Below are 14571 nucleotides of genomic sequence, written 5' to 3'. Positions count from 1 at the left end.
TCACCTGCGGAAACGCTCCAATAGGTGGTGCCGACGCTACCCGCGAGTTCCCGCCGTGTCACGTCAAAGTGGGTGGTTTATGGGTGACCGACCTCGACCCTGATGGGCAGCGGGCCGCCGGTGTGCGACCCGAGATCGCGGGTTCTTCCAATACTCATGGGGATCCTGCACGGAGGGCTGGACACTCCCGGTCGCGCCGTCAGCCTGGCCGAGCACGCGGACGCGGTGCCGGAGAGCAGAGCTGGATGGTGCCGGCCGGCTGCAGCGCGGGCTGCCGCGTGCTTCGGCGATCAGCCCTGGCGGGCTGCGAGGAGGGTCGCCGCCTCCTGCCGGGTGGTGCCGGAGGACTCGATGTGGGCCAGGGCGGGTGGGATCTCGCGGCCCTTCTTGCGCATGGCGGTGGCCCAGAGGCGGCCGGCGCGGTAGGAGGACCGGACGAGGGGTCCGCTCATGACGCCGAGGAAGCCGATCTCCTCGGCCTCCTGGGACAGCTCGACGAACTCCTCGGGCTTGACCCAGCGCTCCACGGGGTGGTGGCGCTCGGAGGGGCGCAGGTACTGGGTGATGGTGATCAGGTCGCAGCCGGCCTGGTGCAGGTCGGCCAGGGCCTGGGAGATCTCCTCGCGGGTCTCGCCCATGCCCAGGATCAGGTTGGACTTGGTCACCATGCCATGGTCGCGGCCCTGGGTGAGCACGTCCAGGGAGCGCTCGTAGCGGAACGCGGGCCGGATGGCCTTGAACAGGCGCGGGACGGTCTCGACGTTGTGCGCGAACACCTCCGGGGCGGCCTCGCAGATCGCGCTGATGTGCTCGGGCTTGCCGGAGAAGTCGGGGGTGAGGATCTCCACGCCGGTGCCGGGGTTGAGCTCGTGGATCTTGCGGATGGTCTCGGCGTAGAGCCAGGTGCCCTCGTCCTCGAGGTCGTCGCGGGCCACGCCGGTCACGGTGGCGTAGCGCAGGCCCATGGACTGGACCGAGCGGGCGACCTTGGTCGGCTCGAAGCGGTCCAGCGGGGAGGGCCTGCCGGTGTCGATCTGGCAGAAGTCGCAGCGGCGGGTGCATTCGGAGCCGCCGATGAGGAAGGTTGCCTCCTTGTCCTCCCAGCACTCGAAGATGTTCGGGCAGCCGGCCTCCTCGCAGACGGTGTGGAGGCCCTCCTTCTTCACCTGGTTCTTCAGCTGGACGAACTCCGGGCCCATCTGGACCTTGGCCTTGATCCAGTCCGGCTTGCGCTCGACCGGCACGGCCGCGTTGCGCTGCTCGATCCGCAGCATCCGCCGGCCCTCGGGGGCGATCGTCATGCCAGGGCTCCTGACGTTGAGGGGTCCACGCGGTGGCGGTCGGCCAGCGTGGCGACAGCCTGCTCGACCTCCCGCCGGGTGTGCTGCGCATCCCAGCCGAGGAAGACGGCGCAGTGGCCGGCCACCTCGTCGATGAGCTCGGCCGTCACCAGTCCCCGGAAGGCCAGGGAGGTGCGGCGGATGAGGATGTCGATGGCGTGCCCCACCTGCTCGTGCAGCGCCATCCACTCCAGCTCGCGGACGCTCAACTCCTTGGTGCTCTGGAGCAGACTGTCCTCCCCCGCGCGGAGGAATTCAATGACTTCCGAAGCACGCGTTCCATAACGGGCGAGGAGGACCTCGGCGCGGGCCGCGTCGATCTCCCCGCCTGTGTGGGCCTTGAGCCAGCGCTCGGTCGCCTCCGGCGTGGACGGGAAGTCGTGTCCGCCGCCGATCGGCAGCTCGCCGGTGCTGACCTTGCGGGGGCTCCCGAGGAGGCCGAGGACCTCGTCCGCGAGGTGCTCGGAGAGCGCCCGGAAGGTGGTCCACTTGCCGCCCACGAGGCTGAGCATGGTCTGGCCCGAGCCGCCCGGCAGGGCGGCCCGCTCGATCCGGTAGTCGCGCGAGACGAAGCCGGGGGCGGTGTCGTCGTGCCGCGGGAGCGGGCGGACTCCGGAGAACGTGTAGACGATGCTGTCCTTGCCCACCTCGATGGTGGGGAAGACGTGGTGGATGAGGTCGAAGAAGTAGGCGATCTCCTCGTCCGTGCACGTGGGCGTGAGGTCGTCGCCCGCATCGATGTCCGTGGTGCCCACGAGGACGCGGTCGCCCATCGGGTAGATGAGGACGATGCGCCCGTCGCTGTGCTCGAAGAAGATCTCGCGGCCCGCGCAGGCCCTGAGCAGCTCGGGGTGGTCGAGGACGATGTGCGAGCCCTTCGTCCCGCCCATGAACCGGGTGGGTGCGCCGAAGGAACCGTTGGTCTCGTCGACCCAGGCGCCGGTGGTGTTGACCACGACGTCGGCGCTGAAGTCGAACTCCTCCCCGGTGAGCTTGTCGCGGAGCCGCACCGCCGCACCGTCCTGCGCTGCGTTGCCCGCGGAGACGCCCACGGCGGAGACGTAGTTGGTGGCGCGCGCCTGCGGACCGGCGGCAAGCCCGTCACGCAGCACGTCGAGGGTCAGCCGCTCGGGGTTGTGGACGGAGGCGTCGAAGTAGGTGGCGGTGTACTTCAGGTCGGGGCGCAGCAGCGGGAGCTCGGCGAGGGCCTTGCGGCGTCCCAGGAAGCGGTGGCGCGGGACCGTGCCGCCGTTGCGGGAGAAGGCGTCGTAGAGGCTCAGCCCGAGCTTGATCAGGACGGCGCCGCGCTCCTGCGGCTTCCCGGAGCGGTGGGTGAGGAACCGCAGCGGGGCGTTGAGGATGCCGGAGAAGGTGGAGAAGATCGGAATCGTGGTCTGCAGCGGCTTGACGTAGTGCGGGGCGATCCGCAGGAGACGGTTGCGCTCCACCACAGACTCGTTGACGAGCCGGAACTCGCCGTTCTCCAGGTAGCGGATCCCGCCGTGGATCATGTGCGACGAGGCGCCGGAGGCCCCGTCGCAGTAGTCGCCGCGCTCGACCAGGGCCACGTCGACGCCCTGGAGGGCGAGATCGCGGAAGGTGCCGACGCCGTTGATCCCGCCGCCGACGATCAGGACCTTCGCGTGGGGCCTCGCCTTGAGCGACGCGACCCCCGTGCGGGGGGCGGAAGTCGGGTCGTCGTGCGGCAGATCGGCCACAGTATCCTCCTAATGCTTGGTTCTGCCGAAGGCAGCAATATCAGCTGCACAGCCGTGCAGGGGTGGATGTGAAGGCCACTGAGGCGAGCGTGGCGGTGGCCGGGAGGAGCAGTGCGCGCAGCTCTGAGGCAATGACCCGACGCACGTCCGCTGCGCTTACCCCTGGAACCGAGTCGGCAACTGACCCGACGGTTTCCGGTCGGAAATCGAGGCTGAGTGAGCGGTAGGCGTCGGCGAGAGCTTCGCGGACCGGTTCGGCGGGTTCGACCATGACGACGGCGCTGAGGAGGTATCCGTCCTTGGTCAGCCGCTGGCCTGTCCCGACCAGCTTGGCCCTGCCGGAGTCATTGACGCTGTATTCGCCGCTGCAGTACTCGCCGGGAACGGGGCCGATGCGGGCATCGACCCCCAAGGTCCTGAAGGCGCGGGACAGTGCATCGCCAAAGAGCAGGAAGCGTTCTCGTATATGGAGTCGAGATGAAGGGTGGCGTCCCCACAGGTGGATGACGAGGTCACCTATTCCGTAGATGGCCAGATGGCCCCCGACCGGTCGGATGATCGGTTCGAAGCCGCGCTGCGCCAGACGTTCCCGAGCCTCTGGGTATCCTGGCCGCCGTGAATCGAGACGGCTGAACGCTGCAGTGGCGTAGGGAACGGAGATGTTGATCTCCGCTCGGCCACCGTGGCCGAGGGAAGCAAGGCGGCGTGCGACCAGCTCCATGTCGTCGCGTCCAGAACGCCTTCCCTGCTCTTGAACCAGGAACAGGGGACCCGGGCCGAAGGGAGCAGGTGCGCTCATGCTGACCCCTCTGCCATGCTCTGCCGGGTGACGGTGCGGACGGCGTCCTGCCATCCCGCATACAGGGCCTCGCGGCGGTCCTCGGACATCTGTGGCTCGAACACCCGGTCCAGCCGCCATCCGGTCGCGAGGTCGTCCTGCCCCCAGAGGCCGACCCCCATGCCGGCCAGGTGGGCGATGCCGAGGGCCGTCCTCTCGAGCTCCGCCGGCCGGCGCACCGGGATGCCGAGGATGTCTGACTGGAACTGGCAGAGCAGGTCGCTGCGGGCCGCGCCGCCGTCGACCTTGAGCTCGGGAACGGCCAGGCCCGAGGCGCACAGGACGTCGACGTTGTCGCGGGTCTGGTACGCCATGGCCTCCACCCCGGCGCGGACCACGTGCTCGGCACCGCTCTCGAGAGTCAGCCCGACGATGCTGGCCCGGCTGTCCCGCGACCAGTGGGGCGCGCACAGCCCGGCGAAGGCGGGCACCACGTAGACGCCGCCCGTGTCCGGCACGCGCGAGGCGACCTCCTCGATCTGCTCCTCGGGCTTGAGCACCCCGAGGCGCTCGCGCATCCACTGGAGCGTCTGGCCGCAGTGGAACACGACGCCCTCGAGCTCGTACGCCGTGGTGCCGGCTACTGTCCAGCCGACGCTGGCCGTCAGCCCGTCCACGACGACCGGCGTGGAGCCGGTGTTGGCCGTGAGCACGCCCGCCGTGCCGTAGGTGTTCTTGACCGAGCCGGACTCGAAGCAGGCTTGCCCGAACATCCCCGCCTGCTGGTCGGCCATGATGGCCATGATGGGGACCGAGGCGGTCCCCGGCAGCCCCACGTCCTGCGGCCGCATCTCGCCGAAGTGCGAGTCTGAGGCGAGGGCCGGGGGCAGCAGGCGCAGCGGGATGCCGCACGCTTCGGCGAGCTTCTCGTCCCAGTCGAGCGCATCGAGCGAGAAGAGTGCCGTCCTGGACGCCTCGCTGTGGTCCGTGAAGTGCGATCTGCCGCCGGTGAGCTGCCAGAGGAGCCACGTGTCCACGGTGCCGGCCGCGAGCTCCCCCCGCTCCGCGCGGACGCAGGCACCCGGGACGTTATCCAGGATCCAGGCGAGCTTCGCCGCGCTGAAGAAGGAGTCGTTGAAGAGGCCCGTCCTGCTCCTGAACTCGGCGTCCAGGCCATCCAGGCGCCAGCCGTCGATGATGGCGTCGGTCTGCTTCGACATCCACATCAGCGCCGGGTGGACGGGTTCGCCGGTGCGCCTGTCCCAGACCAGGCACGTCTCGCGGTGGGTGGTGATACCCACCGCCGCGAGATCGTCCGTGGTCGCGCCGACCTTGGCCATCGCCGCCTGCATGCTCCGGCGCTGGGTCTCCCAGAGGGCCATCGGATCGAGCTCCACCCACCGGGGCCGCGGGAACGTCGGGACCACGGGATTGCGTGCCTCGGCGACGATCTCGCCCTCGAGGCTGACCAGGACTGCTCTGGCGCTCGTAGAGCCCTCGTCCAGCGCGAGGACGTACCGCGCAGTCACCGGACCGGTCCCCCCAGGGCGCTGTCCGCCTGCGCGTCGGCGCGGCCGGGAACGGCGAGGCGGGACAGCCAGTCGAAGTACGCGGCGACCTCGCTGGCCTTCCTTTCCTCATCCCAGCCGAGGTGCGAGCCCAGGATGGCCGCGGCCTCCTGGACAGCCGGGACCCCGTGGTCGGGTTCGAAGGCGAGGAGCATGCGCCGGGCCAGCACGTCGGTGAGCGTCTTGGCGAACTCGTGCCGCACGGCGAAGACCAGCTCGGCGGCGATGGCTCCCGTTCCCGGGTCCAGCACGGCGAGGAGGCTGCTGTCGCCCTCGGCCTCGCGGACGACGTCGAGTGCTCGGCTTCCATAGAGGGCCACGAGCCGGTCTGCGGTCACCGCTGGCAGGCCACCGGCCAGAAGGTGCCCTCGGGCCTCCTCCAGGTTCCCCGCGGCCCCGGGCAGCGGGAGGTTTGCCGTGACGCAGGCAGGGCTCTTGCGGCCCAACCGCTTGAACACGTCGTCGACTGCGTCCTGAGCGAGCTGGCGATACGTTGTCAGCTTCCCTCCGACCACGGTCACCAGGCCGGGGAGGTCGGGGGCGTGGTCGTGGAGGATGTGGCTGCGCGGCACCCGCCACTCGGGCACCCCGGGGGCGTACGGCAGCGGCCGGACCCCGGAGTACGTGAACAGCACGTCGTCCGGCGTCAGGTGCGCCTCGGGGATCAGCTCGTTCACCTCGCCGAGCAGGTACCCCATCTCGTCGGCGTCGCACCTGGCCTCGCCCGGATCGGCGTCGAAGCGGAGGTCGGTGGTGCCGATCAGGTAGCGGCCCATCCAGGGGATCACGAGGACCAGGCGACCGTCGGTCTTGGACTCGTAGTAGACCACGTCGGAGGGCGCCCCGGGGAATGGGTCCACCACGAGGTGGCTCCCCTTCGTCCCGCCGTTGAGCCGCGGCTGCTCGGGCGCCCCGCGCCGGAAGATACGGTCGATCCACGGACCGGCGACGTTGAAGACGACCGGCGCGAGTGCCTCGTGCATCTCTCCCGTGAGCATGTCGCGGAACCGGACGCCCGCCACCTGCCCTGCCTTCATGACGGGCTCCTCCACCCGTGCCTTGGTCCGGATCACGGCCCCGGCGCCGGCCGCGGCGACGGCCACCTCGGCGCACAGCCGCTCGGCGTACTCGACCTGCCCGTCGGTGAACACGACCGCGCCCCGGAGGCCGTCGTCGGCGATGCCGGGGAACCGCCTGCGTGTCGCCTCGGCACTGAGAACCTCATGGCCCTCGGTCTTCTTGTCGAACGAGAGCGCGTCGTAGAGGTACATCCCCACGCGGATCAGCGACGCCGGACGCCTGCTGTGGGAGTACATTGGCATGAGGAGGCGCAGCGGCTTCACGAGGTGCGGGGCAAGGCGGAAGAGACGTTCGCGTTCGCGCAGCGACTCCCGCACGAGGGGGAAGTCGCGATGCTCGAGGTAGCGGAGGCCACCGTGGACGAGGCGGCCCGACCAGGCGGATACCCCGCTGCACAGGTCGTCCTGCTCCAGCAGGATCACCCGCAGGCCGCGCACCGCGGCGTCGCGGGCGATTCCGAGCCCGTTGATGCCCCCGCCTACGACGATGAGGTCGAACGGGGCAGCCAGCTCCTCCATTGCAGTTTCCTTCCTGCCGGAACATCGCTAGAATAAATATTTAGCAGTCGCATGGACATTTACGAGTGTCTGCTGCGGCGATCCCGGTGTCAAGGGTCGGGGGTTCCCGTGACGGCGCCCGCCGCGCGATACTCCTCCCTGACAGGCAAGAAACGGAGCACCATGGCTGACAATGACACCCAGCGTCTGATGATCAAAGTGGCGCGGCTCTACCACACGCACGGCGTGCGCCAGACGGAGATCGCCAAGCGTCTCCAGATCTCCCAGTCGCGCGTCTCCCGGCTGCTCGCCCAGGCCGAAGAGGCCTCGATCGTCCGGACCGTCGTCGCAGTGCCCCAGCACATCCATGCCGAGCTCGAGGAGCAGATCGAGGCGCGGTACGGGCTCAGCGAGGTCCACGTGGTCGACACGGTCAGCCACGACGAGTCCGAGGTCAACAAGGATCTCGCCCACACCATGGCATCGCTCCTCTACGAGCTGGCGTTCGAGGTGAAGACGATCGCCTTCACCTCGTGGAGCAAGACGCTGCGGCTCATGGTCGATGCCCTCCTGCCCCTGCGGACGCGCGGCGAGTACGTGGTGGAGACCCTCGGTGACCTCGGCCCGCCCGAGCTGCAGCACGATGCGGCCCGCTCCACCCAGCAGTTCGCCACGCTGACCGGCGCCCAGCCGGTCTTCCTCCGGACCCCGGGAGTCGTGCCCAGCCGCGAGATCAAGGAGCTCCTCATCGCGCGGGACCCGTATGTGCGCATGGCCATGGAGATGCTGGACTCCATCGACATCGCGCTCGTCGGCATCGGCACCTGCGAGCGGGACCCCGAGCTGCGCTCCGGAGACAACTTCTTCACGGACGAGCAGTTCGAGCATGTCCGGGAGCGGGGCGCGGTCGGCGAGGTGTGCCTGCACTTCATCGACGCGGAGGGGAATCCCATCGACTCCGAGCTCGAAGACCTCGTGGTCGGGGTGACGCTGGACCAGCTCCGGAACGCCCGCCACCGGTGGGCCGTGGCCGGTGGGGAACGCAAGCACCAGGCGGTCCGCGCCGCGGTGGCCGGAGGTTGGGTGGACACCCTCGTCACCGATGCGGGAACCGCGGCCTTCCTCTTGGGTGAACCGGCCGGCGCACCCGCCGACGCCGCAGAGGCAGTGGCCCGCACCGCCCCCTGACGGCCCCGAGGGCATCGATTCCCCATGGACCGTTGACAGCAGTGTGATCCGCATCGCACCATGAGTGCATATTGAGTGCATCTACGAATATCAATTCACTGCTGTCATCGGACCGCTCGGTCCGTCGCTCTTGGAGGTAGCCGTGCCTACTGCACTGGACAAGTACGCGGACATGAAACCGCAGTGGGACTATCCGGTGGTCATCGAGTCCCACATCAACGGGGTCCGCACCAAGGAGATGAACCCTAACACCCCGATCACCTACGAGGAGATCGCCGAGGACGCCATCCGGTGCTGGGAGGCCGGCGCGGGCGCCATCCACGCCCACAACACGAGCTTCGACCTGCTCGGCGAGAACGCCTACAAGGACTACATGCGCACGTGGGAGAGCGTTCTTGCCAAGTACCCGGACATCACCTGGTACCCCACGACCTGCAACAACCTCCGGCTGCAGCCGGAGGAGAACGGCCTAGAGCATGTGCCGTTCCTCTACGAAGGCGCGAACGTGCGTATCGGCTGCGTCGATACCGGTCTGACGCTCTTCGCAGTGGACACCGATCAGGAGGGGTACCTCTCGGGGCCAGAGTTCGGATTCAACTTCCAGCGCGTCGCCAGCCAGGTCAAGATGTTCCGAGAACGCGATCTTGCCATGGTCTTCGGCATCTACGAGCCTGGACATCTGCGACACGCGATGCACTACGTGAACCGCGGGCTCTCGACCCCCGGTTCGATGTGGGACTTCTACCTCATCGGCGACTACGGCCTCACCGCCACCGAGCCCATCGGCACCAACGGCATGAAGCCGAGCCTCGAAAGCCTCTACTACTACCTCGGGATGATCGAGGAGGCCGAGGTCAAGCATCCGTGGTACGTCTCGGTCTGGGGCCAGGGTGCGCTGGACGACACCGGGATCCTGCGCAGGGCCATCGAGCTGGGCGGCCACGTCAAGACCGGTCTTGAGCTCTTCTACGACCCGGCACGCAACCCGACCAACCTCGAGCTCCTCCAGCAGGTGCAGGAGATCGCCCGCGAAGTGGGCCGCCCCATCGCCACCCAGCAGGAAGCACGGGCCCTCTACAACATCGCTTGAACGGCGCCCGGCGCCCCTTGGCGCCCACGAACTTCATCCTCCTACCCCCCCATCTCACGAGGAGGCGCAATGGCTGCGCACCACGAAGGCGAGATCCGTCCCTTCACGATCTCCATCCCCGAAGAAGACCTCAAGGACATGTACGAGCGGCTCCGCAAGACCCGCTATCCGCAGGACTTCGCCAACGACGACTGGCGGTACGGCTACAACACGGCGTACCACAAGCAGCTCGTCGACTACTGGATCGACGAATACGACTGGCGGGACGTGGAGCGGCGGATGAATGAGCTGCCCCACTTCAAGACGGACCTGATGGGCGTGCCACTCCACTTCATCCATGCCAAGGGGAAGGGGCCCAACCCGATGCCCCTCCTCATCCACCATGGGTGGCCCTGGACGTTCTGGGACCTGCGCAAGGTAATCGGCCCCCTGACCGACCCCGCGAGCTACGGCGGCGACCCTGCGGACTCCTTCGACGTCGTCCTCATCTCCCTCCCCGGCTACGGGTTCTCCTCTCCGCTCACGGAGCCGGGATGGAACTGGTGGCGGACTGCCGACCTCGAGAACACGCTCATGAAGAAGGTGCTCGGCTACGAGAAGTACGCCACCGCGGGAGGGGACTGGGGCGCCCTCGTGGCCCAGCAGCACGGCCACAAGTACGAGAAGGATGTCTTCGGTGTCTACACGCACTTCCCGGCCCAGATGAGCCACTACCTCGCCGAGCACCCCGACGCCCCTCCGGGGGTGAAGTTCGACCCCGTCCTGGGCCTTCCGGCCGCGGAGGAGTACGACGACTCGACCGAGAAGGGATGGTTCGAACGCGGCAAGCTTTTCGTGCAGAACGAGAGTGGCTACGGGGAGATCCAGCTGACCAAACCGCAGACGCTCGCGGCCCTCGTCGCCGACTCGCCCGCCGGCCAGCTGGCGTGGATCACCGAGAAGCGCTACTTCTGGGGACTCGAGGAGCGAGGTGTCGGAACCGAGCCCTTCGAGCGGGTGTGGCCCAAGGAGGACCTTGTCACGACCGCGGCCGTCTACTTCCTCACCAACACCGGCGGGACCTCCTCGCGCTACTACTGGGAATGCCGCGGGAACCCGTGGCGACCCAGCCACGACCGGCTGCCCGTGGTGGGGGCCCCCACGGCCGTGTCCATCTACCCGGGGGAGATCTACAAGCCGCCGCGCACGTGGACCGAGAAGTACTTCAACCTCCAGCAGTACCGGGTCCACGACGAGGGCGGCCACTTCGCCCCCCTCGAGGTGCCAGACACGTATGTCGACGACGTGAGGACCTTCTTCCGCACCTTCCGCTGACGCCTCGCCCCCAACCCAGAGAGGGAGGATCCTGCCGCGCAGGATCCTCCCTCTCTTCGTCCCGCCGGCTTCCTTCCGACAGCGCGGGGATTTGATCCCTTGACACGTAGAAGTGACGTGCCGCACACTCGAAGAATCCAAATGCAGACCCTGAATTCTTATTCAGAAGGCCTGCAGGCAATCTCGGGCCATCTCTTACGAAGGAGTCACTGATGCCCCTCAGGAATACGATTCGTCGGCGGCTGGCGGCCGGTGCGGCCGCAGTCGGCCTGCTGGCGGCGATGACGGCGTGCACCTCGACGTCGGCTGCGTCGTCCAAGCCGATCGACAAGAAGGACATCGTCCTCGTCGCCTCGGTCATCAACACCACCAACCCCTACATGGCATCGATGATCCAGGGGGCCCAGGCCCTGTCGAAGAAGCTCGGCGTCCCACTGGAGATCGTCGACTCCCAGGGGAGCTCGCAGACGGAGATCTCGAAGATCCAGGCCATCCTCGCCCAAGGCAAGAAGGTCGCACTCATGGTCAACACGGTCGCGAGCTCTGATGCGCCGCCGATCGTCAATGCGGTCAAGGCCGCCGGCGGCTACGTGAGCGTGTGGTGGAACAAGCCTGACAACTACGAGCCCTGGAACGTCGGCGACAACTTCGTCGCATTCCAGAAGTACTCCGGGGTCCAGAGCGGGGAGTGCACGGCGGACGCCCTCGCGAAGAGCATCGGCGAGAAGGGGAACATCGTCGCCCTCGCCGGCGTGCAGGACAGCACCACGAGCCAAACCCGCGTGGCCGGGCTGAAGGAGGCTCTGAAGGCCTACCCGAACGTGCACCTGCTCGACACGCAGCCGGCCAACTGGGACCCCCAGCAGGCGGTGGGCGTGACCCAGAACCTCATGGCGAAGTACGGCAACCAGATCAACGGCATCTGGTCGGCCGACGACGGTATGACCATCGGTGCGATCCAGGCCGTGCAGAACGCCGGGCGCATCAACGACGTCAAGTTCGCCACGGACGGCCTCTACCCGCAGGAGGTCGCCGACATGCAGAAGCACATGGGCAACGACGCGATCGTGGGCGAGACCTTCCACCGCGGCTTCATGGCAGCAGCGATCGGCCTGTACACCGCCTATCAGGCGGCGACCGGTGCGATCAAGCCCTCGGAGCTGCCCCACGAGAAGCGAGACAGCCTCTTCAAGCTCAGCTGCGTGACCCCGCAGAACCTCTCCGACTTCACCAAGTACGACAGCAACATCGACGGCTGGATGGACGACCTGGTGAAGGACGGCCCGTGGGATACCCCTCCCACCCCCCTGGTCGGCGGCGGTCCGGAGAAGCTGCCCTGACGGCCCCGCGCGGCGGCTCCGTCAGGAGTCCGGGCGGAGCCGCCGCGCACCGCGACAACAGCAGGTGAGAGAGCAATGACAGCAAACGACAGCGGCACGGGCCTCCTAGACCCAGTACCCGCCCAGAAGAGCCCCACCCCGAGCCGGCGCCGCTTCGACGTCAAGAACCTCGGCGAGGCCGCCGCCCTGATCGCCCTGATCGTGGTGTTCGCGGCGCTCAACCCCACATCCTTCCTCAGCCCGGACAACGCCCGGACGATCCTGGACCACGCCGCACTTCCCCTGGTCATCGGAGTCGGGTCGACCCTCGTCATCCTGACCGGCTCCATCGACCTTTCCGTGGAGGGCATCATGGGGGCCGCAGGCATGGCCTTCGTCCTCCTCTCGGCCAACAGCCGCGGCACTGCCGACCTAGGCTTCTGGGCCATTCCGGCCGCCCTGGCAGTCGGTGCCGGACTTGGACTGGTCAACGGCCTCGTGCACACCCGCCTCAAGGTGCCGTCCTTCATCGTGACCCTCGGCGTCTGGTTCGTCGGGCTCGGCATCGCCACGCTGCTGTTCGGCCAGGCGTCCATCCCGTTCCTCTCCGACCAGGGACTCAAGTCTTGGCCGACGAGCCTCACCCTCGGCATTCCGAACTCGTTCCTCCTTGCCGCCATGGTGGCCCTGCTCGGCATCGGCGTCACCCGGTTCACCCGCCTCGGCCGCTTCGCCTACGCGATCGGCGACAGCGAGGAGATCGCCCGGGCCAACGGCGTGCCCGTCGGCAGGTACAAGGTCTACGTCTTCGTGGCTGCAGGGGCCTGCAGCGCGGGCGCGGGAATCCTTGCCAGCCTGCAGCTCGGCGCGGGCTCGGCCACGGTCGGAACGGGCAACCTCTTCCTCACCATCGCCGCCGTCGTTATCGGCGGGACCTCCCTCGCAGGAGGGAAGGGCGGGATCCTCCGCACCGCAGTCGGGGTGCTGATGCTCACCGTCCTGAACAACGGGCTCATCCTCAGCGGCGTCAGCCCGAACCTCCAGTCCGCGGTGTCCGGAGCAGTCCTCATCGCGGCTGTCCTCGCCGCAGCCTGGCCCCATCGCAGCAGATTGAGGATCGTCAAATGACCCACGCCTCCGTGGCTCCCGCCACAGCACTCAACAGCCCCGCCCTGAAGCTCACCCGGGTCTCGAAGTCCTTCGGCCCCGTCCAGGCCGTGAAGGACATCTCCCTGGAGATCCCCCGGCACGAAGTCGTCGGCCTGATCGGTGAGAACGGTGCCGGCAAGTCCACGCTCCTGAAGATCCTCACGGGCCTCCACCAGCCCGACTCGGGCGTGATCGAGGCCGACGGCCGCGAGGTGAAGTTCCGCCGGCCGCAGGACGCGGTGGCAGCCGGGATCGGCGTCGTCCACCAGGAGCAGTCGCTCCTGACGAACCTCTCCGTGGCCGAGAACATCGCGATGAACGCCCTCTCCTCGAAGGATGCGGCCACCCGGTACGGCTTCTACCGCTGGAACCGCCTCAACCAGGAAGCCTCGAAGGTCCTCGAGCGTGTCGGCTCCACCATCGATCCCCGCACGACCGTGGGCGACCTGTCCTTCGTGGACCGCCAGATGGTGGAGATCGCCCGCGCGCTGCGCGTCGACGAGGCCGTCCATGCCGCGCCCCTGGTCATCCTCGACGAACCCACGGCCGTCCTGGAGCGAAACGAGACGGAGATCCTCGAGCGCGAGATCCGCGCCCTCAAGCGCATCGGCTCGGTGCTCTTCGTCTCGCACCGGCTCGACGAGATCCTCCGGATCTGCGACCGCGTGATTGTCATGCGTCACGGAGAAGTCGTGGCCGACCGGCGGCGGGAATCCGTAACCGAGGACGACCTCTTCCGGCTCATGATCGGCCACGAGGCCAAGGCCACCCCGAAGCAGCGGGCCGAGCGGAAGGCGCCCGAGCCCGCCGTGCTGGAGGTCAAGGACCTGAAGAAGAAGGGCCAGTTCAAGGACATCTCCTTCTCCCTCGCCCCGGGCCGGTGCACAGCCATCGTCGGCGCCCTCGGCTCAGGACGCGAATCCCTCAGCCGAGCGATCTTCGGCGCCGAGACGTTCGACTCGGGCACGATCGCCGTCGCCGGCGGTGCCGTCCGATCGTGGTCCATCCGCAGGGCCGTGCGCTCGGGCCTGGCCTACATCCCCGCGGAGCGGAAGGTGGAAGGCATGGTCGGCGGCTTCAGCGCCGCCGAGAACCTCACCCTCGCCCACCCCGGGAAGGCCGCGTGGGGTCCCTTCCTGAAGCGACGCACGCAGGCGAAGGCGACGGCCGACTGGTTCGAGCGGCTCGACATCCGGCCGCGCAACCCGCGCCTCCGGCTCGCGAGTTTCTCCGGCGGCAACCAGCAGAAGGTGGTCCTCGCCAAATGGCTCGCATCTGACGAGCTGAAGATCCTCCTCCTCGACCACCCCCTCAGAGGCCTCGACCCCGGAGCCGCCCAGACGGTGAACGAACAGATCCGTGCCGCTCAGACTGCCGGAGCCGCCGTCGTCCTCCTCCCCGACACGCTCGAGGAGGCGCTCGAGATGGGCGACGACGTCCTCGTGATGCGCGACGGGGAGATCACCGGCAGCTTCGACCTCTCCGTCGAGTCGCCCACAGCCCTAGACCTCCTGGAAAAGATGGTGTGAT

At 68.1% G+C, this 14571-nt stretch carries 11 protein-coding genes; 6 read left to right on the top strand and 5 right to left on the bottom strand.

Annotated features, from left to right (window positions below; genetic code table 11):
• Positions 1-290: 290 nt before the first annotated feature.
• The 5 genes from lipA to glpD are packed head-to-tail and all read right to left on the bottom strand — an operon-like array spanning position 291 to position 7002.
• On the bottom strand, positions 291-1301 hold the full coding sequence (gene lipA, locus ACYVKZ_RS01400; RefSeq protein ID WP_460990246.1) for a lipoyl synthase: 1011 nt from the start codon (positions 1299-1301) through the stop codon (positions 291-293).
• On the bottom strand, positions 1298-3058 hold the full coding sequence (locus ACYVKZ_RS01395; protein WP_460990245.1) for a glycerol-3-phosphate dehydrogenase/oxidase: 1761 nt from the start codon (positions 3056-3058) through the stop codon (positions 1298-1300). The genes lipA and ACYVKZ_RS01395 overlap by 4 nt, the downstream gene beginning before the upstream one ends.
• Before the next feature lie 40 nt (positions 3059-3098).
• The gene (locus ACYVKZ_RS01390) at positions 3099-3857 is read right to left on the bottom strand and encodes a lipoyl protein ligase domain-containing protein (RefSeq protein WP_460990244.1); all 759 of its coding nucleotides are present in this window, start codon (positions 3855-3857) and stop codon (positions 3099-3101) included.
• Entirely contained in the window at positions 3854-5365 is a 1512-nt protein-coding gene (locus ACYVKZ_RS01385; protein WP_460990243.1) for an FGGY family carbohydrate kinase, read from the bottom strand. The genes ACYVKZ_RS01390 and ACYVKZ_RS01385 overlap by 4 nt, the downstream gene beginning before the upstream one ends.
• Positions 5362-7002 (bottom strand): glycerol-3-phosphate dehydrogenase, encoded by a 1641-nt coding sequence (gene glpD / locus ACYVKZ_RS01380; RefSeq protein WP_460990242.1) that lies wholly within the window; start codon positions 7000-7002, stop codon positions 5362-5364. The genes ACYVKZ_RS01385 and glpD overlap by 4 nt, the downstream gene beginning before the upstream one ends.
• A gap of 162 nt (positions 7003-7164) precedes the next feature.
• Here glpD and ACYVKZ_RS01375 point away from each other — a divergent pair, with 162 nt between their 5' ends.
• From ACYVKZ_RS01375 to ACYVKZ_RS01350, 6 genes are all read left to right on the top strand, one after another.
• Positions 7165-8169 (top strand): sugar-binding transcriptional regulator, encoded by a 1005-nt coding sequence (locus ACYVKZ_RS01375; RefSeq protein WP_460990241.1) that lies wholly within the window; start codon positions 7165-7167, stop codon positions 8167-8169.
• Between the two features lie 142 nt (positions 8170-8311).
• Positions 8312-9259 carry a beta-keto acid cleavage family enzyme gene (locus tag ACYVKZ_RS01370; RefSeq protein ID WP_460990240.1) on the top strand — a complete coding sequence of 316 codons (948 nt, stop codon included), beginning with the start codon at positions 8312-8314 and terminating at the stop codon, positions 9257-9259.
• A 69-nt stretch (positions 9260-9328) separates the two neighbouring features.
• Positions 9329-10573: an epoxide hydrolase family protein gene (locus tag ACYVKZ_RS01365; RefSeq protein WP_307008459.1), complete on the top strand. Its 1245-nt coding sequence runs from the start codon at positions 9329-9331 to the stop codon at positions 10571-10573.
• A gap of 212 nt (positions 10574-10785) precedes the next feature.
• On the top strand, positions 10786-11913 hold the full coding sequence (locus ACYVKZ_RS01360; RefSeq protein WP_307008457.1) for a sugar ABC transporter substrate-binding protein: 1128 nt from the start codon (positions 10786-10788) through the stop codon (positions 11911-11913).
• A 75-nt stretch (positions 11914-11988) separates the two neighbouring features.
• On the top strand, positions 11989-13020 hold the full coding sequence (locus ACYVKZ_RS01355; protein ID WP_307008455.1) for an ABC transporter permease: 1032 nt from the start codon (positions 11989-11991) through the stop codon (positions 13018-13020).
• Positions 13017-14570 (top strand): sugar ABC transporter ATP-binding protein, encoded by a 1554-nt coding sequence (locus tag ACYVKZ_RS01350; protein WP_460990239.1) that lies wholly within the window; start codon positions 13017-13019, stop codon positions 14568-14570. The genes ACYVKZ_RS01355 and ACYVKZ_RS01350 overlap by 4 nt, the downstream gene beginning before the upstream one ends.
• Position 14571 lies beyond the last annotated feature (1 nt).

The sequence above is a fragment of the Sinomonas soli genome (genome assembly GCF_054782415.1).
The sequence above is the reverse complement of the archived record's forward strand: the minus strand, read 5'-3'. Positions and strand labels throughout refer to the sequence as shown.

Excerpts from the sequence above, each read along its gene's own strand:
- ACYVKZ_RS01365 (WP_307008459.1), top strand. The coding sequence starts at position 9,329 with ATGGCTGCGCACCACGAAGGCGAGATCCGTCCCTTCACGATCTCCATC.
- lipA (WP_460990246.1), bottom strand. The coding sequence starts at position 1,301 with ATGACGATCGCCCCCGAGGGCCGGCGGATGCTGCGGATCGAGCAGCGC.
- ACYVKZ_RS01350 (WP_460990239.1), top strand. The coding sequence starts at position 13,017 with ATGACCCACGCCTCCGTGGCTCCCGCCACAGCACTCAACAGCCCCGCC.
- ACYVKZ_RS01390 (WP_460990244.1), bottom strand. The coding sequence starts at position 3,857 with ATGAGCGCACCTGCTCCCTTCGGCCCGGGTCCCCTGTTCCTGGTTCAA.
- ACYVKZ_RS01360 (WP_307008457.1), top strand. The coding sequence starts at position 10,786 with ATGCCCCTCAGGAATACGATTCGTCGGCGGCTGGCGGCCGGTGCGGCC.
- ACYVKZ_RS01375 (WP_460990241.1), top strand. The coding sequence starts at position 7,165 with ATGGCTGACAATGACACCCAGCGTCTGATGATCAAAGTGGCGCGGCTC.
- glpD (WP_460990242.1), bottom strand. The coding sequence starts at position 7,002 with ATGGAGGAGCTGGCTGCCCCGTTCGACCTCATCGTCGTAGGCGGGGGC.
- ACYVKZ_RS01355 (WP_307008455.1), top strand. The coding sequence starts at position 11,989 with ATGACAGCAAACGACAGCGGCACGGGCCTCCTAGACCCAGTACCCGCC.